The organism is Sulfuricaulis sp., assembly GCF_040901545.1.
Lineage (GTDB): Bacteria > Pseudomonadota > Gammaproteobacteria > Acidiferrobacterales > Sulfurifustaceae > Sulfuricaulis.
Genome location: NZ_JBBDYL010000045.1, coordinates 106,730 through 133,246 on the forward strand (window position 1 = coordinate 106,730; position 26,517 = coordinate 133,246).

23 protein-coding genes and 2 pseudogenes are annotated in these 26,517 nt (G+C 57.4%); 3 read left to right on the plus strand and 22 right to left on the minus strand.

Going from position 1 to position 26,517, the window contains the following annotated elements:
* Positions 1 to 6: 6 nt before the first annotated feature.
* Positions 7 to 591 (minus strand): tetratricopeptide repeat protein, encoded by a 585-nt coding sequence (locus tag WD823_RS08885; protein ID WP_368429131.1) that lies wholly within the window; start codon positions 589 to 591, stop codon positions 7 to 9.
* On the minus strand, positions 588 to 1,304 hold the full coding sequence (locus WD823_RS08890; RefSeq protein ID WP_368429132.1) for an RHS repeat domain-containing protein: 717 nt from the start codon (positions 1,302 to 1,304) through the stop codon (positions 588 to 590). Before WD823_RS08890 ends, WD823_RS08885 begins: the two co-directional genes overlap by 4 nt.
* A 242-nt stretch (positions 1,305 to 1,546) precedes the next feature.
* Between WD823_RS08890 and WD823_RS08895 the strand changes: the two genes are divergently transcribed.
* Together WD823_RS08895 and WD823_RS08900 are read left to right on the plus strand one after the other, a co-directional pair.
* Positions 1,547 to 1,990, plus strand: a complete 444-nt coding sequence (locus WD823_RS08895) for an IS1595 family transposase (protein ID WP_368429316.1) — start codon at positions 1,547 to 1,549, stop codon at positions 1,988 to 1,990.
* 212 nt (positions 1,991 to 2,202) lie between these two features.
* Positions 2,203 to 3,358: pseudogene (locus tag WD823_RS08900) on the plus strand (IS3 family transposase).
* 99 nt (positions 3,359 to 3,457) lie between these two features.
* Here the strand turns inward: WD823_RS08900 and WD823_RS08905 are convergent.
* The 7 genes from WD823_RS08905 to WD823_RS08935 are packed head-to-tail and all read right to left on the minus strand — an operon-like array spanning position 3,458 to position 12,922.
* Positions 3,458 to 6,787, minus strand: a complete 3,330-nt coding sequence (locus tag WD823_RS08905; protein ID WP_368429133.1) for a hypothetical protein — start codon at positions 6,785 to 6,787, stop codon at positions 3,458 to 3,460.
* Positions 6,784 to 7,440, minus strand: a complete 657-nt coding sequence (locus WD823_RS08910) for a hypothetical protein (protein WP_368429134.1) — start codon at positions 7,438 to 7,440, stop codon at positions 6,784 to 6,786. Before WD823_RS08910 ends, WD823_RS08905 begins: the two co-directional genes overlap by 4 nt.
* On the minus strand, positions 7,437 to 8,279 hold the full coding sequence (locus WD823_RS08915) for a hypothetical protein (protein WP_368429135.1): 843 nt from the start codon (positions 8,277 to 8,279) through the stop codon (positions 7,437 to 7,439). The genes WD823_RS08910 and WD823_RS08915 overlap by 4 nt, the downstream gene beginning before the upstream one ends.
* Positions 8,276 to 8,929, minus strand: coding sequence for a hypothetical protein (locus WD823_RS08920; RefSeq protein ID WP_368429136.1), 654 nt, complete (start codon positions 8,927 to 8,929; stop codon positions 8,276 to 8,278). The genes WD823_RS08915 and WD823_RS08920 overlap by 4 nt, the downstream gene beginning before the upstream one ends.
* Before the next feature lie 29 nt (positions 8,930 to 8,958).
* Complete coding sequence (locus tag WD823_RS08925) at positions 8,959 to 9,516, minus strand: carboxypeptidase-like regulatory domain-containing protein (protein WP_368429137.1); 558 nt, start codon at positions 9,514 to 9,516, stop codon at positions 8,959 to 8,961.
* A gap of 58 nt (positions 9,517 to 9,574) precedes the next feature.
* Entirely contained in the window at positions 9,575 to 12,511 is a 2,937-nt protein-coding gene (locus WD823_RS08930) for a hypothetical protein (protein ID WP_368429138.1), read from the minus strand.
* 57 nt (positions 12,512 to 12,568) lie between these two features.
* A complete protein-coding gene (locus tag WD823_RS08935) occupies positions 12,569 to 12,922 on the minus strand; it encodes a hypothetical protein (RefSeq protein ID WP_368429139.1) in 354 nt (117 codons plus the stop codon).
* Between the two features lie 795 nt (positions 12,923 to 13,717).
* On the opposite strand from WD823_RS08935, the gene WD823_RS08940 reads away from it, so the two are divergent.
* Positions 13,718 to 14,761 (plus strand): DUF4325 domain-containing protein, encoded by a 1,044-nt coding sequence (locus WD823_RS08940; protein WP_368429140.1) that lies wholly within the window; start codon positions 13,718 to 13,720, stop codon positions 14,759 to 14,761.
* 279 nt (positions 14,762 to 15,040) lie between these two features.
* Here WD823_RS08940 and WD823_RS08945 read toward each other — a convergent pair whose 3' ends face one another.
* From WD823_RS08945 to WD823_RS09005, 13 genes and pseudogenes are all read right to left on the minus strand, one after another.
* Entirely contained in the window at positions 15,041 to 15,319 is a 279-nt protein-coding gene (locus tag WD823_RS08945) for a hypothetical protein (protein WP_368429141.1), read from the minus strand.
* A gap of 18 nt (positions 15,320 to 15,337) precedes the next feature.
* The gene (gene glmS, locus WD823_RS08950) at positions 15,338 to 17,173 is read right to left on the minus strand and encodes a glutamine--fructose-6-phosphate transaminase (isomerizing) (RefSeq protein WP_368429142.1); all 1,836 of its coding nucleotides are present in this window, start codon (positions 17,171 to 17,173) and stop codon (positions 15,338 to 15,340) included.
* Between the two features lie 84 nt (positions 17,174 to 17,257).
* Positions 17,258 to 18,634, minus strand: a complete 1,377-nt coding sequence (gene glmU, locus WD823_RS08955; RefSeq protein ID WP_368429143.1) for a bifunctional UDP-N-acetylglucosamine diphosphorylase/glucosamine-1-phosphate N-acetyltransferase GlmU — start codon at positions 18,632 to 18,634, stop codon at positions 17,258 to 17,260.
* A 90-nt stretch (positions 18,635 to 18,724) separates the two neighbouring features.
* Positions 18,725 to 19,147, minus strand: coding sequence for a F0F1 ATP synthase subunit epsilon (locus tag WD823_RS08960; protein WP_368429144.1), 423 nt, complete (start codon positions 19,145 to 19,147; stop codon positions 18,725 to 18,727).
* The gene (gene atpD, locus WD823_RS08965) at positions 19,147 to 20,544 is read right to left on the minus strand and encodes a F0F1 ATP synthase subunit beta (RefSeq protein ID WP_368429145.1); all 1,398 of its coding nucleotides are present in this window, start codon (positions 20,542 to 20,544) and stop codon (positions 19,147 to 19,149) included. Before atpD ends, WD823_RS08960 begins: the two co-directional genes overlap by 1 nt.
* Before the next feature lie 84 nt (positions 20,545 to 20,628).
* On the minus strand, positions 20,629 to 21,495 hold the full coding sequence (atpG, locus tag WD823_RS08970; protein ID WP_368429146.1) for a F0F1 ATP synthase subunit gamma: 867 nt from the start codon (positions 21,493 to 21,495) through the stop codon (positions 20,629 to 20,631).
* A 98-nt stretch (positions 21,496 to 21,593) separates the two neighbouring features.
* Positions 21,594 to 23,135: a F0F1 ATP synthase subunit alpha gene (atpA, locus tag WD823_RS08975; protein WP_368429147.1), complete on the minus strand. Its 1,542-nt coding sequence runs from the start codon at positions 23,133 to 23,135 to the stop codon at positions 21,594 to 21,596.
* Between the two features lie 29 nt (positions 23,136 to 23,164).
* Entirely contained in the window at positions 23,165 to 23,701 is a 537-nt protein-coding gene (locus WD823_RS08980; RefSeq protein WP_368429148.1) for a F0F1 ATP synthase subunit delta, read from the minus strand.
* A 16-nt stretch (positions 23,702 to 23,717) separates the two neighbouring features.
* Positions 23,718 to 24,188: a F0F1 ATP synthase subunit B gene (locus WD823_RS08985; RefSeq protein ID WP_368429149.1), complete on the minus strand. Its 471-nt coding sequence runs from the start codon at positions 24,186 to 24,188 to the stop codon at positions 23,718 to 23,720.
* Between the two features lie 38 nt (positions 24,189 to 24,226).
* Positions 24,227 to 24,469, minus strand: a complete 243-nt coding sequence (atpE, locus tag WD823_RS08990; protein ID WP_368429317.1) for a F0F1 ATP synthase subunit C — start codon at positions 24,467 to 24,469, stop codon at positions 24,227 to 24,229.
* A gap of 31 nt (positions 24,470 to 24,500) precedes the next feature.
* The gene (atpB, locus tag WD823_RS08995) at positions 24,501 to 25,364 is read right to left on the minus strand and encodes a F0F1 ATP synthase subunit A (protein ID WP_368429150.1); all 864 of its coding nucleotides are present in this window, start codon (positions 25,362 to 25,364) and stop codon (positions 24,501 to 24,503) included.
* 60 nt (positions 25,365 to 25,424) lie between these two features.
* Complete coding sequence (locus WD823_RS09000; RefSeq protein ID WP_368429151.1) at positions 25,425 to 25,763, minus strand: ATP synthase subunit I; 339 nt, start codon at positions 25,761 to 25,763, stop codon at positions 25,425 to 25,427.
* A gap of 196 nt (positions 25,764 to 25,959) precedes the next feature.
* A pseudogene (locus tag WD823_RS09005) lies at positions 25,960 to 26,517 on the minus strand (hypothetical protein); the annotation flags it as partial.

The window sequence follows — 26,517 nt, forward strand, 5'->3', positions numbered from 1 at the left end:
AGGTGATTAATCAAACGTTTTCTCGCTGTAAGAATCTTTAACAACAGTGCGAATACCGGTGAATATGCTTGCTAACCACTTTATGCACCCCAGAGGCACCATGCGCCACCCCTTGCAGCCCTTTACAAGCATGAGGGCTATATCCCTTCGAGCAAAAATGTGTCCTCTCTTTGCGGCCTCTTCGTACAACTCAAAAGCCTTATCTCGATTTTTTTCAAATCCTATACCTGCACGATACATGTTTCCCAACTGATAGTACGCCGCGGAGTAGCCTAGCGTAGCGGCATTTTGATAGCTGTGTATTGCCGATGAATATTTTCCTAAGCGGTGATCTATAACCCCTAATGAGTACAGTGCATCCGCATTGCCAGAATTGGCAGCCCGACCGAGCCATCTTTTTGCAGCCTCGAGATCTTGCGTTACGCCTCGCACTCCTTTCGCATAAAGCCGGCCCACAAATATCTGGCACTCGATGTTTCCCGCTTCGGCAAGAGGCAAATACAGTTTGAGGGCCTCCTGCAATTTACCTTTTTCATACAACCGCTTCGCCTCAGTAAGCTTTGCAATTTCATTCTGATTCGAGTTCATCATGGGCAACCTGAACGATCTTGTTCTGGCTCGGTTGACAGTGGCGGAAAGATCATACGCGGATCTTGACTGCCGGGCGATTTGGGTGGTTCTGATATCCCCTTGCTAGGCGGTAGAGTCGGTTTTGGCCGCTCGATAGTTTTTTCAATTGCCGGTGGCCGAGACAACGGATCTTTTGGTGGCTTAGGTGCTCTACCACCGAAAAATAGTCTGGCGACAAGGATTAGAACTCTACCGATTTGTGTAACAACTGGCCCAAGAATGACTTCACCAGTTGGATCAATTAAATTCACCGGATCACCAAGCACATAGCCATACAGATTCACATCTCCACCAGAGAATCTGATTGGATCCTTCGCCGTCCAGCGCCCCGCCTCCGGGTCATAATCCCTCACCCCGAACCTGACGAGTTTCGTATCCCGGTCGTAAAGCCCGCCCGCGAACCCGAAGGGCTGGAAGCCGGGGTTCGTGTCGGTGAGGACATTGCCCCATTCATCGTAGTCGATTCTCTGGGCAATGGTGCCATCCGCGGTGTTGACGATGAGCCGCGGGGAGCCCAGGTGATCGCTGATGAGGCGGTAGATGTCACCACCCTTGATTATATAATCCGGCACATTCAGTCGGCTGCCGTAAACGAAACGGGCCACCACGTTGCCGGCGCCGTCGAGTCCGGCGACGGGGTTCAGCTGGTTTTTGTATAACCATGCCTGGTTCAAGATACCGTTTACTTTCTTGCCTATGCGGCGGTTTCTGCCATCGATGACATACTCAATCGCCGTACCACCCGGTAAGGCAACGGAACGCAGATTTCCGACTACGTCATAAACAAAATTGGTCGTCTGGCCGTTGAATGTCTTGCTTTTCAGTTCGCCGTTGTCGGTGTAGGCATAGCTGGTGCTGCCGTACGACAGTAGCCGATCCTGATCATCGTAGCTCGCGATGACGTTGCCGGTAGCACCTGTCTTGCCGACGCGGTCGCGGGGCCGCCGGGAAAAGCGTGGTTTTCGGGCTGCTGGAGCGGGACGGACGGGTCTACACCAAGGTCGTGGAATCGGTTTCGGCGGAGGAGTTGATGCGTCACATCAAAACCAAAACGCGCAAGGGCTCGGTGTACTACACCGACGCCTTCCGGGGCTACCAGTCGCTCAAGCGTTACGGGAAGCATCACACCGTCAGCCACAGCCGTACCCTGGTGGACAAGCGCACCCGGAACCATATCAACGGCATCGAAGGCTTCTGGAGCTATGCCAAGCATATCCGGTATAACTACCGGGGCGTGTCCAAGTATCATTTTCCGATGCACCTGAAGGAGATCGAGTATCGCTTCAACCATCGGAGAGAGAATCTGTTCAAACGTTTCATCCAGGTCTATTTTGGTTACGTTTCGCCCCAATTACCTTAATTAATTTCCTTCGACTTTCGACTTTTTTATAGCACCGAGAGATTCCATTATTTTTTGGTAGGCATCCACGATTCGCGCAAACTGGACTTCAAGTGGGGGTTCTGTAGCTTCTGGGCCGATTATATATCTGAAGATAACATCTGAGCTTCCCCCCGAATTTCACCTTCCAACGGTAAGCGGCTAGCATACATAATCGCAACCGGAGGAAAAAGATGTTCAAGATACCGAAGCAGGAATACACGGCTGAGTTCAAAGCGCTGTCCGTGAAGCGGGTCCAAGGCGGCGAAGGGATTGCCAAGGTGGCGCGGGAACTGGGGCTCGTCGAGCAGACCCTGCGCAACTGGGTTAAGGCCGCGAAGGCGGGCAAACTTAATCCGCCCGGGACCAAGCCGGTCACGCCGGAGCAGATGGAACTGTCGCGGGTGAGGGCCGAGCTGGCGCGGCTCAAGATGGAGAACGAGATCCTAAAAAAAGCGACGGCGTACTTCGCCAAGGATGTGCTGTGAAGTACGCCTGGATCGACACGGCGCGACGGGGCTATCCGCTGCCCGTGCTGTGCAACACGCTGGCCGTGAGTATCAGCGGCTACCGGGCCTGGAAGCGGGGCGGACAGTCTCGTCGCCACCGTCTGACGGATGCGCAACTGCTGGAATTGATCCGGGCCATCACGTTCAGTTCAAGGGCGCCTACGGCAGCCCGAGAATGGTCGACGAGCTGCGTGGCCGTGGGTTCCCGGCGAGCAAGACACGGGTGGAGCGGCTGATGCGCGAGAACGGTATCCGGGCGCGCCACAAGCGTCGCTACAAGGCCACCACGGATTCCAAACACGGTCTGCCGGTGGCGGACAATCTTCTCAACCGCCACTTCTCGCCGGAGGCACCCAATCAAGTCTGGACCGCCGACCTGACCTACATCTGGACCGACGAAGGCTGGCTGTACCTGGCGGTGGTGCTCGACCTGTTCAACCGCGAGATCGTCGGCTGGTCGATTAAATCCAGAATGACGGCGGACATCGTAGTCGAAGCGCTGACCATGGCCTGGTTCCGCCGTAAGCCGGCGCCCGGACTCCTTCATCACTCGGACCGGGGCAGCCAGTACGCGAGCGGTGTGTTTCAGGAAAAGCTCGCCGAGTACGGCATGGTCTGCTCGATGAGCCGCAAGGGCAACTGCTGGGACAACGCCGTTGTGGAATCGTTCTTCAGTAGTCTTAAGAAAGAGCGAATCAAGAAACAAATCTACCGAACCCGTGCGCTCGCGCACCGTGATATCGCTGATTACATCGAGGCGTTCTATAATCCGACACGCCGCCACAGTCACCTAAACGGCGTCAGTCCCGATGTCTTCGAAGGTGCGTCGGTAGATGTTTGAGGTGTCCGTTGGAAGGTGGGAAGTCCGGTGTCGGGTAAATACCAAACTTATACATCCCTAGCTCATCGATCATGTGCATTCAACTCAGTTGCATTTAACTCAGCGTAAAACGCTAATTGGATAATAAAAGGCATTAGGCGGAGCATTTTTTATTACGTCCTCCAATTTTCCGTCGGTAAGCAAATTCGTGGGGGCCAATGTCTCATAACCATAATCCGCCGCCGAAGGATGCGAAATGGCGTAATTACCCCGACTATCGACCATGCCCGACCCAGGACTCTGTAGGAACCAGCCGAAATTGGATAAGCCATACCTGCGTGTGATAAAAGGACTGGGGACTGAGCCGCAATTCAATTCTCTCTCTATTCGATAAGGAGAAGTGCTTGACGTATAAGGTGGCCATGCATGGCTGTACAAGGAAATCTTCGATGACATCAAATCCGATACAATCTCATTGCCTTCATCAGCATTTTCTGCATAGTTTATGACGCCACCGGCGATATCTTCCCGGCTATGGACATTAACGAAATAGTATGAATAGAGGTTATAACGCAAATCCACGAGATAACTGATTTCCTTCTGGTGCGTCGCACGATCGATGCTACGCTTGTAATAATTATTCGATGGCTCGGGGCCGGTACCCCACGACACATTATCTGTTCGCCCGTCCGAGAACGTGGCGATAACCTTTCCGTCCTTCCATAACAAATCTTCTTTGTAAGGCGTTCCGCTCAGCTGTGTCGTGCCCGTCACCACGTCTTTCGAGTGGCCTTCATCCGGCTCATGGTTGTGCGCCACTTTCACCGTCGTGGTTTTGGTGCTGTTACCGGTGACGCGAATCTTGGCGAGAACTTCGTTCCCGTCGTCATAATCCACGGCAATAATGTATTCGCCACTGCTGCTGGCGGTCGATTGGCCGGTACCCGCGCCATATTGATCGTAGTTTGTGCCGCAGGTGTAGATGCCCTCATAACCTCCGAGGTTGCCATGATTCTGGGGAGGCAAGACCAGCGCAATATCGTCGGTAATATTTATTTCAAGGCGCATTTCTTTCTGCAAGAAATCGTTGCTCGTTGTTTCCCACCAGCGGCGCATGGTCTGCGCCTTTTTGCCATCCCCACTGAAAAACCAGGGTATGTCGGCATGATGCGTGGTCCGCGACGCGCCTTGATTCAGCGAACTGGCGTCGAAGTGGCCAATCTTTTCCCAACCGTTCGGCGCGTTCACGGGATCGTAAGGCGAATCTGATCCGTTCCGGTAGGGACGTCGATAAACGACATCCTCAGCTCCCATCATACAAATGGCCACCAACCAATCCTTTCCAGCGAGATCCTTGGTTATGGCGGCGCCCAGCACATCTCCCGGGGCGTTCGCGAGGACCTTTCCGTTCTCGAAAATCGCGCGACTGAAATCACTGCGAGAAAGCCATTGGCAGCGATTAAACGGGGCGGATCGGCATGTTTCATAATCCGGAAAATAACGCATCTTGGGGCCGACCCAGGAAAGCACCTTGGTGGGTTTTGTTGTTCCCGTGGGATCGGCGGGATCGGCTTCATATCTCCCTTTCCAATCGATATTACCCGCCACCAATCCGGAATCCGGAGCCAACTTCCATCCCGTGGAAGTTCTGAAAATCATCCGCGGGCCGCTAATTCCATCGGCGGGAACATAGTTGTTAGGCGTTACCAGAAAACCGGATACAGGCCGAAAGGTCGTTGCCACCACGGCATCGTCTTCATTACCCAGTCGGCCGCGATACACCAAGCGATATTGGAGGTCTTGGTAGATTCGGGGCCTGGCCGGATCAACAAAGGGAACCTCCATCGTAAAGGAATAGACGTTCCGGGAAGTCTCGCCCGGGGCGATGTTGTCGTCGTTGGCGCTGTTATTAGGATCGGTCACCAGCGGGATCGGATTCGACGTGACATGGCGGGTCACGTTCTGCTCGTCCTTGTATTCATAGGTGACGGTCAACGTGCTCGGGTCCCCCGAGCGGGTTTGGGCATGGAGCGACTCGTCTCGCCATTCGGGTTGGAGGTCGGGATCCAGGGTGTTCCGGAGTTTGAGCGCAATGCCGTGGTCGGCGAAATGGGCGTCTTCGGCTTCGATTCGTCCCCGAAAGAAGTAGTCGATGAGGCCGGCGCTGTAGGCCACGGCGCGGGGGATTAAGAGGTTGGCCTGGGCGTCGTAGTTGAAGCGGTTGAGGCTATAGGATGGCGGGGTGTTAACGAGCCAGAAATCGAACAGGCCTTCGGTGGTCATGCGGATGTTGTCCGGGCCGCCGCGTAAGAAATGGATTCGCTCGCGCGGGAGGTGCGGGAGCAGTCCTTGCGCCGACTCCGGGGTATAGGCGGCCGCATTGTTATCCGGCAGGCGATAGGCGTTTGCGCCTAAGTTCGTGCCGGCGGTGAAAAAGCCGCGGTTGCTGTAGTCGGCAAGGCCAAGACCGGGGGTTTGGTCGCTGCCGGGGCTTGTGCTCCAGTAGTCGCTGTAGCGGGTGAAGCGAGGGAGCGAATAGCCGTCGGGGGAAGCAGTGGTTGACCCGAGGTAGTCGAGCGGGGCCGGGGTGATCGTTTGACCGTCGACGGTGTGGCTTTGGGCGCCGGTGGCGCGGGCTTCGATGTACTTTTCGTAGACGCTGGTGTGGCCGGTCAGAGTCTGTGGGAACTTGCCGGCATGTTGGTCGTTGCGCGTGTGCTGCGGTTGCCCCATGTCCTGAATGAGATGCACCACATCGCCCAGGGCGCGGAAGGTGGTGGCCCAGTATTTGTCGCGGCCGGCCTTGGTCTGCGCGTGGCTGTCTTCGCTGCCATTTTGCTTCCGACCGGTCAAGGCGCGGTACATCGCTTCGCGGACATCGAAGATCGTAAAGTGATTGCGCCGGCCCGCTTCGGGGGCATGGGGCTGGGTGAAGGCATTGGCGTTGGTCGTGCCCAGGCCCCAGGCGGGAGCGGTGTGGATGTCGGAGTCGAGCAAGCCAATTCCCGTCACCGTTAACGGGCGGTTGTTGGCAGGATCAAAGAAGTGATGCAGGGGGCGGCGGAGTGTCGCGTTGGCGGGGTCGCGATCGTCTTGGGGGTTGTCTTCGCCGTAGGCGTCGTCTTCGCGGATGGCGCCGCGGAGGAGCCAGCCGGCGATGGAGAGGGGTTGGGCACCGAGTCTTTTGATTATCGTGTCTTCGAACGAATTTGATTCACGTGTTTTAACGTCGGCCCCCGATACGTCGTAGTAAATAGAGCCAAAGGGTTCTTCTGGCTTCGTCTGTAAATTGATGCCCAATTGCTTGAGGAATTCACCGTCCATCAGTATGGAGCGCTTATGAGCTTCATTGGTGATAGCTCCATGCGTAGCAAGTTCGTATGCAACTGCCGTGTTTGAAAAAACACCAAACAGCAGACCGAACGAAAGCGCCCAAACTTGTTTATTCATGGCAGGTGGTCTCGTAGGAATTCTTTAATTAACTTCTGTTCTTCGCCAGTGCTCCTGCTATCGTCTTCCGCGATCCATGCCGATGCAGTGAGTTCGCGCATAATCTGTAGCAGTCGCTTTTCTTCGTCCGTAGCCGCTAAGGGTTTACTCTCCTCATAGGTGGCCTTGTAAAGTGGATAGAGATTCCTGGCGCTGCGGCCTGCGGCGTGACAGCCTGTTGCTCTGAAATTGCGCCATAACGATTGGAACCTTTGACCCCGCGTCCCGGTGAAGGGCTTGAGCAACACAATCTCCCGCTTTTGCGAAGGCGCGGTGGGTAGCCCGTAGCCGGGTTTATAGGCGTCGATGAGGACATCTTCGGGGCGTATGTTCTTTTGCCAGTCTTCGGTGATGTCTTTTTTCCACGCCGGGAAATGGAAGTGTCCGCGCTCATCGCTGGTGGTCGTCAGGACGTGATAGCAGACGGTCTTGCCGTGGCCCCAGGACGCGAGGTGGCCTTGCCAGCGGGCGACGACGATGGCGCTGGGGATGGGTTGTTGTGTGCCTTCTTCCAGTACCTTGCCGTCTATCGCCTTTCCCGATAAGGCGCAGGCGGTCAGGGGGAGCAAGGAAACGAGGAGTGCTAGGGACGACGTCAGCTTTCGGTATTTCATGCGAGCCTCCGTGCTTGAAGTGTTTTGACCGCCTCGGTGAGCGTGGCTGGAACCGATGTAGCAGCGACGGCTGGGGCGTTTAGGGCAGCGCTGCACTCTCCGGAATGGGCATCGTTGCGCGTGTGCTGCGGCTGCCCCATGTCCTGAATGAGGTGCACCACATCACCCAGGGCGCGGAAGGCGGTGGCCCAATAGCGGTTACGTTGTTCCTTCGTTGTGGCGACGTTGTCGCCGGCTAGGTTCTTGCCCGTCAGCGCGCGGTACATCGCCTCTCTGGCATCGAACACGGTGAAGTGGTTGCGTCGACCGGTCTCAGGAGTATTGGGCTGGGTGAAGGCATTGGCGTTGGTGGTGCCCAGGCCCCAGGCGGGAGCGGTGTGGATGTCGGAGTCGAGCAAGCCAATTCCCGTCACCGTTAACGGGCGGTTGTTGGCAGGATCAAAGAAGTGATGCAGGGGGCGGCGGAGTGTCGCGTTGGCGGGGTCGCGATCGTCTTGGGGGTTGTCTTCGCCGTAGGCGTCGTCCTCGCGGATGGCGCCGCGGAGGAGCCAGCCGGGGAGGGAAAGCGGATTCACCTCTCGCGGCATCCGATCCCTGCTTTCCTCAAAATCGTTTTTCTGGCGCTCCCTTACCTCGCTACCCGACACGTCATAATAAGATTCGCCAAAGGCGTTTGGCTTGTCTTTAATACCGAGCTGCTTTAGCAGTTCGGGATCTTTGACAAGCACGGAGTGCTTGTACGCTTCGTTGGTCAAGCGGCCATGCGTCGCCAACTCGTATGCATTTGCCGAGTAGGAAACCAATACGGCAAGGAAGAAAACGAAACGTATCGTCTTCATTTAAGTTCTTTCTCCCTTCGGTGGAAGTTCTCCCACGCCTGGGTCGAACCTATTTCGAGCTTTTCGATGTCTTTTAAATGATGAAGCGCTTTGAGCTTCTCCTCTTTCGTGACGGCGATACTGCTGGCTTCCTCGTAGAGAGCCTTGTAAAGCGGGAGCAGCTTGATTTCTATTTCCTTTATGTGGCTACAACTCACCGCTGCGCGCGATAAATACTCCAACCGCTCCCCCCGGCTCCCGGTGAAGGGCTTGAGATAGACCGTCTGCCCCTGCGTATCAATGTACTCGTACCCCGGCTTGCAGGCATAGGCGCCAGGGCCGATGTTCATTTGAATAAGCGGCGCCGGGCCGACGGTGGAGGGAGCGGTCCAGGCTTTGGTGCGGTAGTGGCCGTCCTTGTTGGTGGTGGCATTCTCGACATGCACGCAGACACTGCTCGCGTGGCCAATCGTCGGAATGACCCCGCCCCAACGCACGATGACGATCGCCTCGGGAATGGGTTTGTTGGTCCCTTCCTCCAGCACCTGGCCCTCCGTAGCAGCACCATAAAGAGTGGCACAGGCGCTGAGCGGCAACACAAACGTCACCGCTGCTATAAAACGAAAAAAGAAATCAGGGAGGGTATTCTGCGAGGCATCCTTTCGATGCATCAGCCGATTCTCCAGATTCCACGATTGCCTCATTTTGCCGTAGCCTCGATCGAGGCCTGCAGTTCATCGACGGTTTTCTTGTCCTCTTCGGTCACGGCCATCTCAAGCGCTTCCTGATAGAGCGCTTGCTTGAGGGGCAACAGATTCTTGCGGCTGTCACCGGCGGCGTGGCATTCGATGATGTGGTTGATGCGCAAGAGGTAGTCCAGACGTGCCTTGCGCTCCTGCACCGAAGGCTTGAGATATTGCGTATCTCGATTTCTTCCATGCATTCTGGATTGTTGAAACCCCTGCTTGTAAACCGTCACGACCGGTTCCGCGCCTGGGCCGGGAATCTCCGACGGTGTTTGCCAGGCGGGAACGCGGTAGCGGCCTTGTGCGTCGGTGACGGCGGACTCGGTATGGAGGCAACCGGTCTGGCGGCCCAAGGAGCGATCCTGCCAGCGAACCACAACGACGGCGCCCGCGATTGCCGTGTCGGTTCCGTCTTGTAGCACGCTGCCTTCCTTGAAACTGTCCGATGCGGCATGGACGGAAGGCGCAAGGAGACACGCGAGGAATAGCACGGCTATACGATAAGACATCATGTCAGTTTTCCCCTGTGATCGGTTAGATAGGTGGCGTGCGCCACATCGTAAATCTCATTTACATCCCCTCCACCCGCCACACCCCATCCTCTCCCTTGAGGAAATAAATGAGGAAGGCGGTCGGTTGGCCGTTTTGGCTGCGCACGAGGACGTACTCGGCCATCTCCTCGCCGATAACACCTGTCTGGAGCGTGCCGAGCTGGTTGACCACGGTCGGGAGGTTCGGTTTAAGGGCGGTGAAGACGGAGCGGTATTTATCGCGCATGCCGCCGCTCACGGCATTTAAGGCGCTCTCGGTATTGCCAGCACGGAGCCGTTCCAACATGCCGGTATAAATGCCCCGTAATAGGCGATCGGTATCGGCGGTATCTTTCACAACGATGCTGAGCGTAACGGTGTACACCTTGCCAGTGGTATCGGTGATGATGAACCGCGCGTTGTACGCGCCGGGTGTGCGATACAGGAATGACAGTGCCGTGCTGGGATCGGTGGCGGTAAAGTCAATTATCCCATCGCCATCGAAATCCACTTCAATTTTCTGAATGGCAATGCCGGTCGGGTTGACGAGCTGGAAACTCGTGGCGAGCGGGGCGGCATCGCCGCTGGTATTCGCGGTGGGGAAGGCGCGAACGCGGTTATTGACGCTGTCGGCGATATAAAGCTGTCCGACGGAATCCATCGCGATGCCGGAAGGGAATGCCAGTTGCGCGTGCACCGGCAAACCCCCGTCACCTTCGCTTCCCAGCGTGCCGGTACCCGCCACGGTCGTTATGACGCCGTCCGGACCGACTCGCCGGATGCGATGGTCGTCGATGTCGGAAATGTACAAGGCACCGTCAATGCCGAGGGCGAGATTAATCGGATAGCGCATATCGGCGGCAGTTGCCGAACCGCCGTCACCGCTATAGCCGACACGGCCGGTGCCGGCGAAAGTAGTAATGATGTTTTCGGGGCTGACGCGACGAACACGCGCATTGTCCGCATCGGTAATATAGAGCGAGCCGTCCGGGTTTACCGCCACATCGGCCGGCCCGGCCAAAAGCGCCGCCGTGGCCGGCCCGCCGTCGCCGGCGAAACCATAGTCTCCGCTCCCCGCCACCGTGGTGACGATACCGTCACCGCTCACGCGGCGGATACGCTGATTGTAAAAATCGGCGATGTAGAGCGATCCGTCGGATGCCAGGGCAATCCCATTGGGCAGGGCAAACTGCGCCGCGGTGGCGGGACCGCCGTCACCCAAGTAACCGGATTCACCGGTTCCCGCGATCGTGGATATTTTTCCGGTCGCGTCGATTTTTCGGATGACGTGGAAGTCGGCGTCGGCCAGATAAAGACTGCCATCCGGGCCGATCTCTAAATCGACCGGAAATCCGATCCGGGCTTGGGTCGCGGGTCCCCCGTCTCCGGAATAGCCATAGGTACCGGTCCCCGCCACCGTGGTAATCACGCCGGCAGGGTTCACACGACGGATGCGGCTGTTATCGGCGTCGGCGATGTATAGCGAGTGATCGGGAGCGATGGCGACGGACATGGGAAATCGAAGGCGCGCTTGCACCGCCGGACCGCCGTCGCCGCCAAAGCTCGGCAATCCTGTACCCGCTACGGTCTGGATATAGGGTAAGGGATTGGTTCTGTCTACGCTAATCGCCGCGGGCCCAGTGCTGACGACGGTTATTGTCTGTCGGCCGATCTCACCGTCTGGAGTGGTGGCGACTACCGTCAATGTATTTTCACCGCGTGCGAGCGCCGCATAGGCGAAAAAGCGGTTGCCGTAAATATGAGCGACAACACCGTTAATGGTGATACCGGTGTTCGCCGGCCCCTCAAACGTACCCGTCACCAGCGTCGTATCGGCTTCGATTGTTGCGCCTGGCGTCAGGTTCGTGATGACCAGCCCATGGGAAAGCGTGAGTTGTAAACTAAGACTCGCTTCATTCCCGGCTGGGTCGCGGGCAACGAGAGCAAAGACATTGGTTCCGGGTTTAAGTACGACGGTGAAATTAAAACTGCTGCTGCCCAGGCTCAGACCGTTGCCCGCCTGATCGAGCAACATGACGTTGGCGGTAGCATCATCCACCTTGCCACTGATTGTCACCTCGGCTTGCGCGACCGTGCTTCCATTCGCCGGGCTGACAGAGAGAAACTGGGGCGGAATCGTATCGATGGTGAAATACCCGGTCAGCAGATTCGAGGGATGCCCGAACAAGTCAACCGCTTGGGCATTTATGTTGTTAATACCTTCCGGCAATCGGTCCGCCGGCACGAACAAGGCCTCGGTGGCCGAGCGGGTGAAAAGCGACCCGATGGGCGAGCCGTTGAGGTCCACACTAAGCGCCAGCGTGCGGGTGTAAACCTCCGGCAGGAGGCAGGGTATGGCGTTGCAACTGGCCCCGAGCCCCAACCGGACCGGCGGGCGGGGATTGTTGGTGAGGTCGCCGCTTTCGGGCGCCAGGAGGGTCAGTGTCGGCAGCAGCTGGAAAGGCGCCACGCCCAACGCCTCCGCGTCCTTGTCAACGGCGATGCGCGCCACAAACTCGCCGCCGCCGTCGAAACGACCGACGGCCTTCTTTCCCCCAAGCCAGACGCTGGCGCCGGCCGGCTCGAATGCTAGCGTCTGGGCCTCGCCGAGAGCGTGCGGACCAAGATCGACGGTTTTAAGGAGGTTCGCCTCGCGGTCATAGATGAACAGGAGATCTTGTTTCGTGGCGACCCAGAGATTGCCCAGCAGAGGATCGACCGCGAGCGCCAGAACCTCTGCCACGCCGGGAGTCTTGGATGGGAGCGAAACCGTGCGCGGCGGCTGATCGAGACGGTTTAATTCATACCGCACAAGCTCTGTCTTGCCGGCCACCCACAGCAGCCCACCGAGGCTGTCCACCACGAGATGGTCGGGTTCCTTGACATGGGGTTTGAGGTCCAGGCTGTGCAACACGGTCCCCTCCCGGGAGAGGTGTTGCAGACGCCGGTGACCGAGCAACCACAGGCTTTCATCCACATCGAGGGCCAGGGCCTGGATGACCTCCGGAACCGTCCAGGCCCCCAGCCGTTGCCCTTACGAATCGACATGCAGCAGGGTTTTCTGGCCGCCGACCCACAGGCTGGCGTCATAGGGATCGAGCGCCAGGTGTTTGGGATCGTCGAGCCGGTTGACCAGGTTTTTCAAATCGACTTGAAGCAGGGGCTGGCCGTTGCCGTCGAACTTGAGGAGTTGCTTTTGGACGAGCGCCCAGACGGCGGCGTCGGTGGGGTCAACCGCGAGCGCCTTGGCTTCGTGATCGAGCGAGACGCTTAAGTCGACCTCGTTGGCGCCGGGGTCAATGCGTTTGAGATTTTTGTGATCGGCCAGCCAGACCGCAGCAACCGGGTTGGAATTTTGCGCAACCGCCGGCAGCAGCAAGGCCGACAAGGCAATGAACGAAACAAAGACAGCTGTGAACCAAGCGCGCAGAACAGGTATTCGCGAAACCAAGTAGGACCCCCCGTTCACGCTCAGGACGATTCCCCATGTCCCTCGAGCGCCTTGAGTATTAAATTCTTTCTTTCAATATCTCATGCTCACCCACCGGAGTAAACATGGGTATGGTTGAAGTTTTGATTATGCTTAAATCAGGCAATGCTGATTCAAAAAAATCATGCTGCCATTCAATTGGTTGGCATTAATTTTCCAACCGAAAGAAAGATCAGAGGGACTTAAAAACTACTAGGAGTTACTCCACCGTAACCGATTTCGCCAGATTCCGCGGTTGGTCCACATCGGTTCTCCTGGCGAGTGCAACGCAGTAGGCTAGCAATTCCGTCAGCACTTAGAGCAGACTGAGTAAGAAATCAAGCGGTTCGGAAACGCAGCCCCTGCTAGACCGGCCGCGCTGGAATTCAACGTCAAGCAACAGGTACCTGTCCTCGACTGAAATTAACTTGCTGTAAGGAGTCTACGAGAAACAGCATATTGCCTCTTTGAAGAGGGTGGCGTTCACCCATCTCATCAACGATCTGCTAAAGCAGGAATTCGCGTTCCATTAACGCACTTAAAGTGATAATTAAGAGATGAAAATCGGGATATTTCCTCAATAGTACAATTACCAATTCTTAATCGTATGTCACTGAAGTTATATATGATTTTGACATATGGTTGACAATAAATTATTTAAAGTTGACAATGTTATCTATTATAGTTGACAATATTTTAATAGGTGGTTGTCAAATGACAAGAATTCGTACGCGCGGTGAGGATGTCCGGAAATTTATTTTGGAGCATGTTGAAAAACATCCTACCGACATCAACAGATTCACGGCCGAGCACTTTGGAATTACACGCCAAGCAGTCAACAAGCACTTGCAAAATTTAACTTCTGAACAAGCCATAACTGAGACAGGAAAGACAAGGAGTCGTATATACAAGCTTTGCCCTCTGTTGGAATGGAGGGGACATTTTGAAATCTCAAGCGAGCTTGCCGAAGACTTAGTTTGGAGAAACGATGTAGCGGTTGTTCTTGGCCAAATGCCAGATAACGTTATTGAGATTTGGCACTACGGGTTTACAGAAATGTTTAATAATGCGTTAGATCATTCAGGCGGTTCTGAAATAAATGTTCGAATTCTAAAAACTGCGGCAAATACTGAAATGCTTCTTTGGGATGATGGGGTAGGGATTTTTAAGAAAATCCAGACAGAACTGAATCTTTTAGATGAACGGCATGCAATTCTTGAACTTGCTAAAGGAAAGCTTACTACTGACCCTAAGAATCATACTGGTGAAGGTATCTTTTTTACATCTAGGATGTTTGACGACTTTGATATCCTCTCCGGAGGAGTGTATTTTTCGCACAAATTTGGCGGCAGGGAGGATTGGATCCTAGAACGAGACAAACCCGGAAATGAAACCATGGTGTGGATGAAACTGAATAACCATACTGCACGCACAACAAAGAAGATATTTGATCAATTTTCATCCGGGGATGAATTTGGATTTAATAAAACAGTAGTGCCTGTAAAATTAGCGCAATACGGAAATGATAAGCTTATATCTCGTTCGCAAGCAAAAAGGCTTCTTGCAAGAATTGAACTATTCAAAATAGTTATGTTCGACTTCAGCGGGGTAGAGGCCATCGGACAAGCCTTTGCGGATGAAATCTTCAGGGTATTTCCACAGAGACATAAAGAAATTGAGTTATTTGCTATCAAGGCAAACTCAGGGATAAAACGGATGATAACGAGGGTAAAATCTGGGAAATCTGAAATAGAATGAATCTCTGACAGCTCAAAGTAATTTTCTGAATAATATCTCTGATTTGTTCAACGAGATGTCTGCCACTCACTCTACGTGTCGTTTCATTGAACCCGTTGCGCGCACCGAGTACCGCAGCCCCATCGGGAGTATTCAAGCGAGCCCCGTGTTTGAGCCCGTAGCGCGTGGTGTGCGCCCGGCGAGTTGGCGAACCCCGGTGGGGAGGGTGAGGCACAGAGTTCAGTTACCAGGAAGACTAGCGGCCACGCCGTTCGAAAAACAAATCTGTCCCTTTTATATCTAATTTGAACTGGAACAGCGCTCCAGATAAGTGGCGCATTTTTTCCGGCAGGCTTGGACTTTGGCTTGGCAGGCTTTTACATAATTTTTATTGGCATTTCCAGAGCACTGTTCCGCAAGCGACCGGCATGACGCATTGCAGGATTCATACGTGTCTTTGCAAGCTGAAGTGGCAACCAACCATAAAATATTGCCTTGATCGATGGTGATTCTGTCAGCGTGTACGCTGGTAGCAAGAATGGCGGCCACCAAGCCAATGAGGAAAGTTGTGGTTTTCATTGAAGCCCCTTGTATTAGCTACTCGACCGTCACTGACTTCGCCAAATTCCGCGGTTGGTCTACGTCGGTCCCCTTCGCGAGCGCGACGTAATAGGCCAACAACTGCAGCGGAATGGTGTAGAGGATCGGCGAGGTGGTTTCGCCCACCTCGGGCAGGCGGATCTTGGTGGTGTTGTCGGCGCGCACCTTGGTGCCCTTGACCGAGAACACGAATAACTCTCCGCCGCGGGCGCGGACTTCCTGCAGGTTCGATTTCAGTTTTTCCAGCAGTTCGTCGTTGGGGGCCACCGTGATCACCGGCATGTTGGCGTCCACCAATGCGAGCGGGCCGTGCTTCAATTCGCCGGCGGCATAGGCCTCGGCGTGGATGTAGGAAATTTCCTTGAGCTTCAAGGCGCCTTCCATGGCGATCGGGTAATGCATCCCGCGGCCCAGGAACAGCGCGTGCTGCTTGTCCACGAAGCGCGCCGAGAGCTGGCGGATTTCCTCGCTCAGTCCCAGCACCTTCTGGATCCGCCCCGGCAGCAGTTCGAGTTCTTCGACCAGTTGCTTTTCCTTTTCGGCGGTGAGGCCGTGGCGGCGCGCGAGCGCGATGGTGAGCAGCAAGAGCGCGGCGAGTTGCGTGGTGAAGGCCTTGGTCGAGGCCACGCCGATTTCCGGGCCGGCGCGGGTCAGCAGCGTCAGTTCCGATTCGCGCACCAGGGAAGACTCGGGCACGTTGCAGATGGCGAGCGAGTGCCCGTAACCGAGTTTCTTGGTTTGTTGCAGCGCCGCCAGCGTGTCGGCGGTCTCGCCCGATTGGGAGATGGTCACGACCAGCGTGCCGGGTAGGACCACGTGCTTGCGGTAGCGGTATTCGCTCGCGATTTCGACATTGCAGGGAATGCCCGCGATGCTTTCGATCCAGTAGCGCGCGACCGACCCGGCGTGATAGCTCGTGCCGCAGGCGATGATCTGCACCGCCTTGGTTTCATCGAACACGCGGGGGGCGCCGACACCGAAGGCCGCTTCCAGAATCCGGTGCCGGCCGAGGCGTCCTTCCAGGGTGTCGGCCACGGCCTTGGGCTGCTCGAAAATCTCCTTCTCGGTGAAATTGCGGTACTGGCCGCGGTCCACGGCGTCGGCCGAGGCCTCGGACACGCGCACCGGGCGGTCCACCTTTTTGCCCGTGGCGTCGTAAATGGCGCAGGAACTGCGCGTCAGATCGGCAATGTCGCCGTCTTCCAGATAGATTACATTATGCGTCACCGGCGCGAGCGCGAGCACATCCGAGCCGATGAAATGTTCCTCGATGCCGACTCCGATCACGAGCGGACTGCCCTTGCGCGCGGCGATCATCCGGCCGGGGGCGTTGCGACTCACGATCCCCAGCGCGTACGCGCCTTCGAGTTCGCCGAGCGTGGCGCGGGCGGCCTGGAGCAAATCCCGGTGTTGCGCCAGATGATGATGAATCAGGTGCGCGATCACCTCGGTGTCGGTCTGCGACGTGAAGACGTAACCCAGGCCTTTCAGTTTCTGGCGCAACGCGTCGTGGTTTTCGATGATGCCGTTGTGCACCACGGCGATGGTGTCGTGGCTGACATGCGGGTGGGCGTTGTCCTCGGTCGGCACGCCGTGCGTGGCCCAACGCGTGTGGGCGATGCCGGTCTGGCCCTGGGTGTGGCGCTGTTGAACGGAGTCCTCGAGTGCCTTCACCTTGCCGACGGCCCGCACGCGTTCCAGTTTGACGGCGCTGCTGTTTCCGAGCACCGCGATGCCGGCCGAGTCATAACCCCGGTATTCCAGGCGCTTTAGCCCCTCGATCAGGATCGGGACCACGTTCCGCTGCGCGATCGCACCGACAATGCCGCACATAGCTAAACCCCAGTTGCAAGTTTCAAGTAGCAAGTAGCAAGTAACACTGACCTCAGCATTTTCTTTCTTGCCACTTGCAACTTGCTACTTGTTACTTTTTTTTACCGGCCGCTTCCAGCCGAGTCGCGTGACCTGCTCCGCGCGGGTCAGCGTGAGCGCGCCCCCGGGCGCATCACGGGAAATCACCGAGCCAGCGCCGATGACGGCGCCGGCACCCACGGTCACCGGAGCCACCAGCGCGGTGTTCGAGCCGATGAAGGCGTGATCGCCGATCACGGTGCGGTGCTTGTTCACGCCGTCGTAGTTGCAGGTGATGGTGCCGGCGCCGATGTTGGCGTCGCACCCGACGGTCGAGTCGCCGATGTAAGTCAAGTGATTCATCTTGGCGCCCTCGCCGATCTCGGATTTTTTCACTTCGACGAAATTGCCGACGTGCACCTGCGCGGCGAGTTTTGTTTCCGGGCGGATGCGGGAGAACGGCCCAATGCGACAACTCGTACCAATGTCAGCCCCTTCGAGCACGCAATTCGGCAAAATGGCGGTATCGGTGCCGATCGTGCAATCGCGGATAAAATTGTTCGGCCCGATGTGGACACGATCTCCCAGTGTGACTTTACCTTCGAAGATGACATTGACGTCGATCACCACGTCGCGTCCGCAGCGGAGCTCGCCGCGCACATCGAGACGCGCCGGGTCGCGCAGGGTCACACCCTGCTGCATGAGTTTCTCCGCCTGCTGGCGCTGGTGAATGCGCTCCAATTGCGCGAGCTCCTGCTTGCTGTTGACGCCGAGTATTTCGCTGATGTCCGCGGGCGTGCACGTTGCAATCGACACCCCTTCCGCTACCGCCAAGCCAATTATATCAGTCAGGTAGTACTCGCCCTGGGCATTGCGGTTGTTCAGGCCGGACAGCCACTTTTTCAGCCGGGCTGACGGTGCCGCCATAAACCCGGTGTTGATTTCGCGCACCGCGGCTTCCGCGGGGGTGGCATCCCGGCTTTCCGCGATCCGGACGACTTTACCCGCCGGATTGCGGAGAATCCGGCCGTAGCCGCCGGGATCCGCCAGTTCCGCCGTGAGCAGAGCAAGATTTCCTGAAGCGCTCGCCGCCAGCAGGACCTTCAAGGTCTGGGGGCGGATCAGCGGGACATCGCCGAAAAGCACCAGTACTGTAGCCGGGTCGGCAACCGCGGGCATGGCCTGGGCTAGGGCATGTCCCGTGCCATTCTGCTCTTCCTGTCGTACCCATTTCACGGGTGTCTCGGGGAAGGCATCGCGTACCCGCTCGCCGCCGTGGCCGTAAACCACGTGGATGGCCTCGGGCTTCAGGGCTTGCGCGGTGTCGAGGACATGCGCCAACAACGGTTTGCCGGCAAGGTCATGCAACACCTTGGGGATATCGGAAGCCATGCGCTTCCCCTGACCGGCGGCCAGTATGACGATTTCAAGGGGGGCGGGCATGGGTCAGGGCAATGATTTAATCACACGCAGTTAACTATAGGAAAAAACCGCTCGGCGGGGGTGATTTGAGACAACGTCGGCGAGCGCCGGTTATTTGCGGGTACGTTCGCGGAGTTTCTGGATGGCGCGCAGCTGCGCGATGGCCTCGGCGAGTTCGGCCTGGGCCTTGGCGTAATCGATGTCAGCCTTGCGATCCCGCAGCGCCTCTTCGGCGCGTTCCTTGGCCTTGAGGGCGGCGGCTTCGTCCAGGTCCTTGGCGCGTTGCGCGGTATCGGCCAAGATCGTGACCACGTGCGGCTGCACTTCCAGCATACCGCCCGAGACATAGAACGAGAGCTCTTCGGTGCCGGTGCGCACGCGCACCTCGCCCGCCTTCATGCGCGCGAGCAGCGGCGCGTGCCGCGGCAGGATGCCAACCTCGCCGGTCACGAGCGGCGCGAACACCATCTCCGCCTTGCCGGAGTAGATCTCCTTCTCGGCGGACACGATGTCGACATGTATCGTCATGGCCATTACAAGGTCTTGGCCTTCTCGGCCACCTCGTCAATGGAACCGATCATGTAGAAGGCCTGCTCCGGATAGCTGTCGTACTCGCCGTCGACGATGTCGCGGAAGCCGCGGATCGTGTCCTTGAGCGAGACGAACTTGCCCGGCGTGCCGGTGAACACCTCGGCCACGAAGAACGGCTGCGACAGGAAGCGCTGGATCTTGCGCGCGCGCGAGACCGCGAGCTTGTCGTCCTCGGAGAGTTCGTCCATGCCCAGGATTGCGATGATGTCCTGCAGCTCCTTGTAGCGCTGCAGCGTCGACTGCACATCGCGCGTGGTGCGGTAGTGCTCCTCGCCGATGATGTTCGGATCCACCTGGCGGCTGGTGGAATCGAGCGGGTCCACCGCGGGATAAATGCCGAGCTCCGCCACCTGGCGCGACAGCACCACGGTCGCGTCAAGATGCGAAAAGGTAGTCGCAGGCGAGGGGTCGGTCAGGTCGTCGGCCGGTACGTACACCGCTTGCACCGAGGTAATCGAGCCCTTCTTGGTCGAGGTGATGCGCTCCTGCAGGATGCCCATTTCGTAGGCCAGCGTCGGCTGGTAACCCACCGCGGAGGGCATGCGACCGAGCAACGCGGAGACTTCCGTACCCGCGAGCGTGTAGCGGTAGATATTGTCGATGAACAGCAGCACATCGCGGCCTTCGTCGCGGAAGTACTCGGCCATCGTAAGGCCGGAGAGCGCAACGCGTAGGCGGTTGCCCGGCGGTTCGTTCATCTGGCCGTATACCATAGCCACTTTGGAATCGGACAGGTTTTCCAGGTTGATGACGCCCGATTCCGCCATCTCGTGGTAGAAATCGTTGCCTTCGCGCGTGCGTTCGCCCACGCCGGCGAATACGGATAGGCCCGAGTGCTCCTTGGCAATATTGTTAATCAACTCCAGCATGTTGACGGTCTTGCCCACACCGGCGCCACCGAACAGGCCGATCTTGCCGCCCTTGGCAAACGGGCAGATGAGATCGATGACCTTGATGCCGGTCTCGAGCAGCTCGGTGCTTAGGGCCTGGTCTTCGTACGTGGGCGCCTGACAGTGAATCGGCATGGCTTTCTCGGCCCCTATCGGGCCTTTTTCGTCGATCGGATTGCCGAGCACGTCCATGATGCGCCCCAAGGTCTTAGCGCCAACCGGCACCGAGATTGGCGCACCGGTGCTGGCCACGTCCACGCCGCGTTTGAGGCCGTCGGTCGAGCCCATAGCGAGGCAGCGCACGACACCGTCGCCGAGCTGCTGCTGCACCTCGAGAGTCAGATTGCCGTCCGGGAGCGTGAGTGCGTCGTAGACCTTGGGTAGCGATTCGCGCGGGAACTCCACGTCCACGACGGCACCGATGATTTGCACTATCTTTCCAGAACTCATTTTACGTTCCTCGCCATAAACTTAGAGAAAAGAGAAAAGATACAAGAGAAAAGTGAAACCAATTTCTTTCCTCTTTGCTCTGCCTTAAACCGCCGCGGCACCGCCGACGATCTCGGCAATCTCCTGCGTGATCGCTGCCTGGCGCGCCTTGTTGTAACGCAGTTTCAATTCGTCGATCAGCGCGCCGGCGTTGTCGCTCGCGGCCTTCATCGCCACCATACGTGCCGACTGCTCACAGGCAATATTTTCAATCACGCCGTGGTACACCAGCGATTCGATATAGCGCGTGAGGAGGTCATCGAGCACCTCCTTGGAATCCGGTTCATAAATGTAGTCCCAGTGATGCGTCAGTTTTTCGCCTTCCTGCTCCGAGGGCGGCAGCGGCAACAACTGCTCCACCTGGGATTGCTGGGACATGGTATTCACGAAATTGTTGTAGATCAGGTACAACCGGTCGAGTTCGCCCTTGGTATAGGCATCCAGCATGATCTTGACCGTGCCGATCAGGTCGGCCAGCTGCGGCGTGTCGCCGAGGTGCGAGACATGCGAGACGATGGTCGAGCCGATGCGCTTGTTGAAATTGAACCCCTTGCTGCCGATGGTGCAGACCTCGATGGTTACTTTTTTATTCGCCCATTCCTTCATGGTCATGAGCATCGTGCGCAACAGATTGGTGTTGAGACCGCCGCACAGTCCCCGGTCCGAGGTGACAATGATGAGGCCGACCCGCCGGGCCTCGCGTTCGAGCACGAACGGGTGTTTGTATTCGGGATTCGCGTGGTGCAGGTGGGTGATGACGTTGCGAATCTTGTAAGCATACGGCCGTGCCGCCTGCATGCGTTCCTGGGCGCGGCGCATTTTGCTCGCCGCGACCATCTCCATCGCACGCGTGATCTTCTGCGTGTTCTGGATGGACTTGATCTTCTTGCGTATCTCTTTGCCGACCGCCATATAACCTCAGTTACAAGTGGCAAGTGGCAAGTGGCAAGAAATAAAACATCTTGGAATGTTCTTCTTGCTACTTGCTACTTTTAACTTGCTACTAGTGACTACCATGTGTGGTTCACCTTGAAGTCGGTGATGATCTTGCGCAGCTGCGCCGCCACCTCGTCGGAGTAATCCGATTTCTGGTTGATACTCTCCATGAGTGCGGCATGCTGCGACTTCATGAACGACTGTAACGCATCCTCGAATGTACGCACCTTGTTGACCGCGACGTCGTCGAGAAACCCTTCGTTCACGGCGAACAGCGACACCGACATCTGAGCCACGGACATGGGCGAGTACTGCGGCTGCTTCATCAGTTCGGTGATGCGTTGGCCGCGGTCGAGCTGCTTGCGGGTGGTGGCGTCGAGATCGGAGGCAAACTGGGCGAAGGCCGCAAGTTCGCGGAACTGGGCAAGCGCGAGGCGCACGCCGCCGCCGAGCTTCTTCACGATCTTGGTCTGGGCCGCGCCGCCGACGCGCGATACCGAAAGACCAGCGTTAATGGCGGGCCGGACACCGGCGTTGAACAGGTCGGTATCGAGGTAAATCTGACCATCGGTGATCGAGATCACGTTGGTCGGCACAAACGCGGACACGTCACCTGCTTGCGTTTCAATAATCGGGAGCGCCGTGAGCGACCCGGTCTTACCCTTAATCTTGCCGCCCGTGATTTTTTCCACGTAATCGCTGTTCACCCGCGACGCGCGCTCGAGTAGCCGCGAGTGCAGATAAAACACGTCGCCCGGATATGCCTCGCGCCCCGGCGGCCGGCGCAGCAGCAGCGAGATCTGGCGATAGGCCCAAGCCTGCTTCGTCAGGTCGTCATAGATGATCAGCGCATCGCGTCCGGCGTCACGGAAGTATTCGCCCATCGAACAGCCGGAGTAGGGCGCGAGATACTGCATGGCGGCGGATTCAGCGGCGGTGGCGGCAACCACGATCGTGTGGCCCATAGCGCCGTGTTCTTCGAGTTTACGCACCACGCCCGCGACCGAAGAGGCCTTCTGGCCGATGGCCACATAAATACAGACCACGCCCGCGCCTTTCTGATTGATGATGGTGTCCACGGCCAGCGCCGTCTTGCCGGTCTGGCGGTCACCGATGATGAGTTCACGCTGGCCGCGCCCGATCGGTACCATCGAGTCGATCGACTTCAATCCCGTCTGCACCGGTTGCGAAACCGACTGACGTGCAATCACGCCCGGCGCGATTTTTTCAATCGGCGAGGTTTGCTTGGTCTTAACGGACCCGCGGCCGTCGATCGGCGCGCCCAGCGCGTTAACCACGCGGCCGATGAGTTCATCGCCCACCGGCACCTCCATGATGCGACCGGTGCACTTTACCGTGTCGCCTTCGGTGATGTGCTTGTACTCGCCCATGATAACGGTACCCACCGAGTCGCGCTCGAGATTGAGCGCGAGCCCGTAGGTGTTGCCTGGGAATTCGACCATTTCGCCCTGCATGACGTCGGACAGGCCGTGGACGCGGCAGATGCCGTCGGTCAGTGCCACCACCGTGCCTTCTGTGCGGGTCTGGGCCTTGACCTCGAACTTCTCGATACGCGACTTGATCAGGCTGCTGATTTCAGATGGATTCAGTTGCATGGGTAGTTTCCCGAAATGTCAGAATTAGGTTAATGGCTTAAATGCGTGGCGAGTTCGGCGAGCCGGCCGCGGATCGAACCGTCAATCACCAGATCGCCGGCGCGAATCACGATCCCACCCAGCAGCGATTTATCCGTCCGAGTCGTGAGGTTGACTTCGCGTCCGAATTTGCGCCGGAGCGATTCGCTGATGGTTTTCATTTGCCTGGCCGCCAGCGGGAACGGGGTGACCACGGTAGCCTCGATGCGCGCCTCGGCTTCGGCCCGCCGCGTTTCGAACTGGGCAATGATTTCCGGCAGCAGGCCCAGACGGCGGTTTTCCAAGAGCAGGCGCACCAGATTGGCGCCGTCATCATTGATGTACTGGCCGCAAACACTCAGGAACAACTCAAGGAAGCGGGCACGTTCCACGCGCGGGTTGCCCAACAGACGCATCATGTTTTCATCCGCCGCCACCGCGGCCAGGAAGACCAGCATCTCGGACCATGGCATTAAGGCATTACTCTCCTTGGCTCGGTCGAATACGGCTTCAGCATACGGGCGGGCAAGTGTCTGTTTTTCGGCCATGGCGAGTGAAATTCCGTTACAGCTGTTTGACTACGTTTTCAAGGAGACGGGCGTGGGCCTTGGCGTCCACTTCCTGCTCCAGGATACGCGCGGCACCCGCGACCGCGAGTTGTGACACGGTGGCGCGCAGTTGTTCCTTGGCGCGGTTTATTTCCTGTTCGATATCGGCGTGCGCCGCGGCGATGATGCGCTCCGCCTCGGACTTGGCATGTTGCTTCGCCGCTTCCGCGATTTCGGTAGCGCGTTTCTCGGCCAGCGTAATGACCTCGGCGGCCTGCTGCTTCGCCTTTTTAATGGTGGCGAGCGCCTTTTTCTCGCCGAGCTCCTGCTCGCGCTGGCCGCGCTCGGCGGCCGCCAGGCCGTCGGCGATGGTGCGTCGACGGTCTTCCAGCGCCTTGGTGAGCGGCGGCCAGATGAACCGCATGCAGAACCAAACAAACACCACAAACGCGATCATCTGCCCGATCAAGGTGGCATTGATATTCATAAGCCTTTACCCCGGTATCAAAATGCCTGCGTTTGCGTCTAACCGCCGACGACCGCAAACAGGATGTACATTGATATACCGACCGCGATCATCGGCACCGCGTCCACGAGACCCATGACGATGAAAAACTGGGTGCGCAGCGTGGGGATCAGTTCCGGCTGACGCGCCACGCCTTCGAGAAACCGGCCCCCCAGGATGCCGATGCCCACGGCCGCGCCGAGCGCGCCCAGGCCCATCATGATGGCGCCGGCGATGTACAGCAGTGATTGTTCCATTTTTATCTCCTATGAAAATTTCAGAAAAGTGATGAAATCAGTGGTGCTCCTGATGCGCCATGTCGAGATACACGACCGTCAGCACCATGAAGATGAACGCTTGCAGGGTGACGATCAGGATATGAAAAATGGCCCAGCCAAGTTGCAGCAGGCCGGCAAACGAGCCGAGCAGCAGGCTGGCACTATACATGACCGCAATTAAGATGAAGATCATCTCGCCGGCGTACATGTTGCCGAACAGTCGCAATGCCAGCGACACCGGCTTGGCCAGCAGATTGACGGACTCCAGGAACAGATTGAACGGAAGAAACACGATTTTCATGACGATCGAATTGGCCTGGAACGGTTGCAGGGTCAGCTCACGGAGAAACCCGCCGATACCCTTGATCTTGATGCTGTAGTAAATAATGAGCAGGAACACACCGATCGCCATGCCAAAGGTGATATTCGGGTCCGTGGTCGGCACGATCTTGAGGTAGTGCACACCAACTCGTTTCGCGGTCTCGGGCAACAGGTCGACCGCAATCAGATCCATGAAATTCATCAGAAAGATCCAGATGAAAATACTGAGCGCGAGGGGCGCCACGAGGGGATTGCGTCCGCTGAACGAACCGCGCACCACACCGTTCACGAAATCCAGAATCCACTCAACGAAATTCTGCCATCCGCCCGGGACGCCGGCGGTGGCGCGCTTCGCGGCCAGCCGGAACAGGTACAGGAACAGCACGCCCAGGCCGATCGCGAAGCCCAGGGAATCGAGGTGCAACGCCCAGAATCCCATCTCCTTGGCCTCGTCAGCGCTATGGGCGAGACCCCAGGTACCATCCGGAAGACGTCCAAAGGTCAGGTTTTGCAAGTGATGCTTGATGTATTCTGACGAGGTCAGCGTGTCGCCCGTCATGATTCTTTAGCCCCGCTATTTCGATTAAATTCGATTGTCCGACTGCTGCCGTGAATCGTTCTAGTTACGCTGTACACCCGCCAGAAATCCAAGCTGCGCGACGGCAAACGCGACGATCAGCGGCAAGGGTGTCAATTTCAGCATGCCCATCCCGATTCCCAGGAACAGCATGGCCGCGGCATAACGGGTGAGGGCATTGGCACACAGCGAGACCAGACCGACGGCGCGCTTTACGCCGCGCCCCAACCACGCGCTCAACAACACCGCAACCGCGCCACCGTACAGAGCCGACAAAATATCCGGCCCGCCGCGGGCATAGCCAAATCCTGCGGCAACCAACAGCGTCAACAAGGCCTGGAACACGATGACCCGGCGCACCTCTTCGCGCAGCGTTAGCATTTTTAGCTCCGCCAGCGGCACATCCCCGTGCCGCTACTCCGCGGCAAAGTTCATGTCAGCGCCATGAGGCAAATCGCCTTTTAACCCTGAAAACGGTGAATAAGGGGCCTTTTCAAAGGGGGCGAAGTATAAAGACAGCCCCAAAGGGGGTCAATATCGCCCTGAAAAATGGACACGAATCCGGCGTGCGCGCAGATTACCGGGTAGCGGGCTTGGAGCGGCGCTTAACGGTGCTGCCCGGCCAATGGGACATTAGATTATTCACTGCGTGTTCAATTCCTGCAGGAATGACCGGTGGCCGTCGCGGTTGTTCACAGAGTTTCCGCAAAGGGACGGCTAAATCCCCGGACTCGAGTCGCCGGCGCGAAATTTCAAGCGCATTACCGTGACGCATCAGCCATTCCACGAGGAATGGGTCCTCGGGCCAATCGGGTCGGCGCACGTACAACACCCGCGTCCCGTTGCAAGCGGCCTCGGCAAACGTGCCGTAACCCGGTTTGCCGATTAGGACATCAACGCTCGATAAGATATCGGTGATCGCCATATCGAGTGACTCCATCGCGGTGACGGCCGGGTGCGTCACTTCCCATGATGCGGGTACTAGCCAGTGCACATCCGGAAGCCTCGGCCAATGTTCGACCGGCAGACGCATATCGATGCCACCGAGAGAAATTGCTATCACTTTGGATGTCGGCGGTAAACCCAGGGCGCCGTTCAACACCGCGCGCCGGTTGTTGCCGACATGCGCGACCGG

What these genes read in the sequence shown, in the direction of transcription:
- WD823_RS08940 (WP_368429140.1), top strand. Translation starts at nt 13,718, where the DNA reads ATGACAAGAATTCGTACGCGCGGTGAGGATGTCCGGAAATTTATTTTG.
- atpD (WP_368429145.1), bottom strand. Translation starts at nt 20,544, where the DNA reads ATGAGTTCTGGAAAGATAGTGCAAATCATCGGTGCCGTCGTGGACGTG.
- WD823_RS08945 (WP_368429141.1), bottom strand. Translation starts at nt 15,319, where the DNA reads ATGAAAACCACAACTTTCCTCATTGGCTTGGTGGCCGCCATTCTTGCT.
- glmU (WP_368429143.1), bottom strand. Translation starts at nt 18,634, where the DNA reads ATGCCCGCCCCCCTTGAAATCGTCATACTGGCCGCCGGTCAGGGGAAG.
- WD823_RS08960 (WP_368429144.1), bottom strand. Translation starts at nt 19,147, where the DNA reads ATGGCCATGACGATACATGTCGACATCGTGTCCGCCGAGAAGGAGATC.
- WD823_RS08980 (WP_368429148.1), bottom strand. Translation starts at nt 23,701, where the DNA reads ATGGCCGAAAAACAGACACTTGCCCGCCCGTATGCTGAAGCCGTATTC.
- atpA (WP_368429147.1), bottom strand. Translation starts at nt 23,135, where the DNA reads ATGCAACTGAATCCATCTGAAATCAGCAGCCTGATCAAGTCGCGTATC.
- WD823_RS08910 (WP_368429134.1), bottom strand. Translation starts at nt 7,440, where the DNA reads ATGAAATACCGAAAGCTGACGTCGTCCCTAGCACTCCTCGTTTCCTTG.
- atpB (WP_368429150.1), bottom strand. Translation starts at nt 25,364, where the DNA reads ATGACGGGCGACACGCTGACCTCGTCAGAATACATCAAGCATCACTTG.
- glmS (WP_368429142.1), bottom strand. Translation starts at nt 17,173, where the DNA reads ATGTGCGGCATTGTCGGTGCGATCGCGCAGCGGAACGTGGTCCCGATC.
- WD823_RS08985 (WP_368429149.1), bottom strand. Translation starts at nt 24,188, where the DNA reads ATGAATATCAATGCCACCTTGATCGGGCAGATGATCGCGTTTGTGGTG.
- WD823_RS08925 (WP_368429137.1), bottom strand. Translation starts at nt 9,516, where the DNA reads ATGATGTCTTATCGTATAGCCGTGCTATTCCTCGCGTGTCTCCTTGCG.
- WD823_RS08885 (WP_368429131.1), bottom strand. Translation starts at nt 591, where the DNA reads ATGATGAACTCGAATCAGAATGAAATTGCAAAGCTTACTGAGGCGAAG.
- WD823_RS08920 (WP_368429136.1), bottom strand. Translation starts at nt 8,929, where the DNA reads ATGCATCGAAAGGATGCCTCGCAGAATACCCTCCCTGATTTCTTTTTT.
- atpG (WP_368429146.1), bottom strand. Translation starts at nt 21,495, where the DNA reads ATGGCGGTCGGCAAAGAGATACGCAAGAAGATCAAGTCCATCCAGAAC.
- WD823_RS08905 (WP_368429133.1), bottom strand. Translation starts at nt 6,787, where the DNA reads ATGAATAAACAAGTTTGGGCGCTTTCGTTCGGTCTGCTGTTTGGTGTT.
- WD823_RS09000 (WP_368429151.1), bottom strand. Translation starts at nt 25,763, where the DNA reads ATGCTAACGCTGCGCGAAGAGGTGCGCCGGGTCATCGTGTTCCAGGCC.
- WD823_RS08915 (WP_368429135.1), bottom strand. Translation starts at nt 8,279, where the DNA reads ATGAAGACGATACGTTTCGTTTTCTTCCTTGCCGTATTGGTTTCCTAC.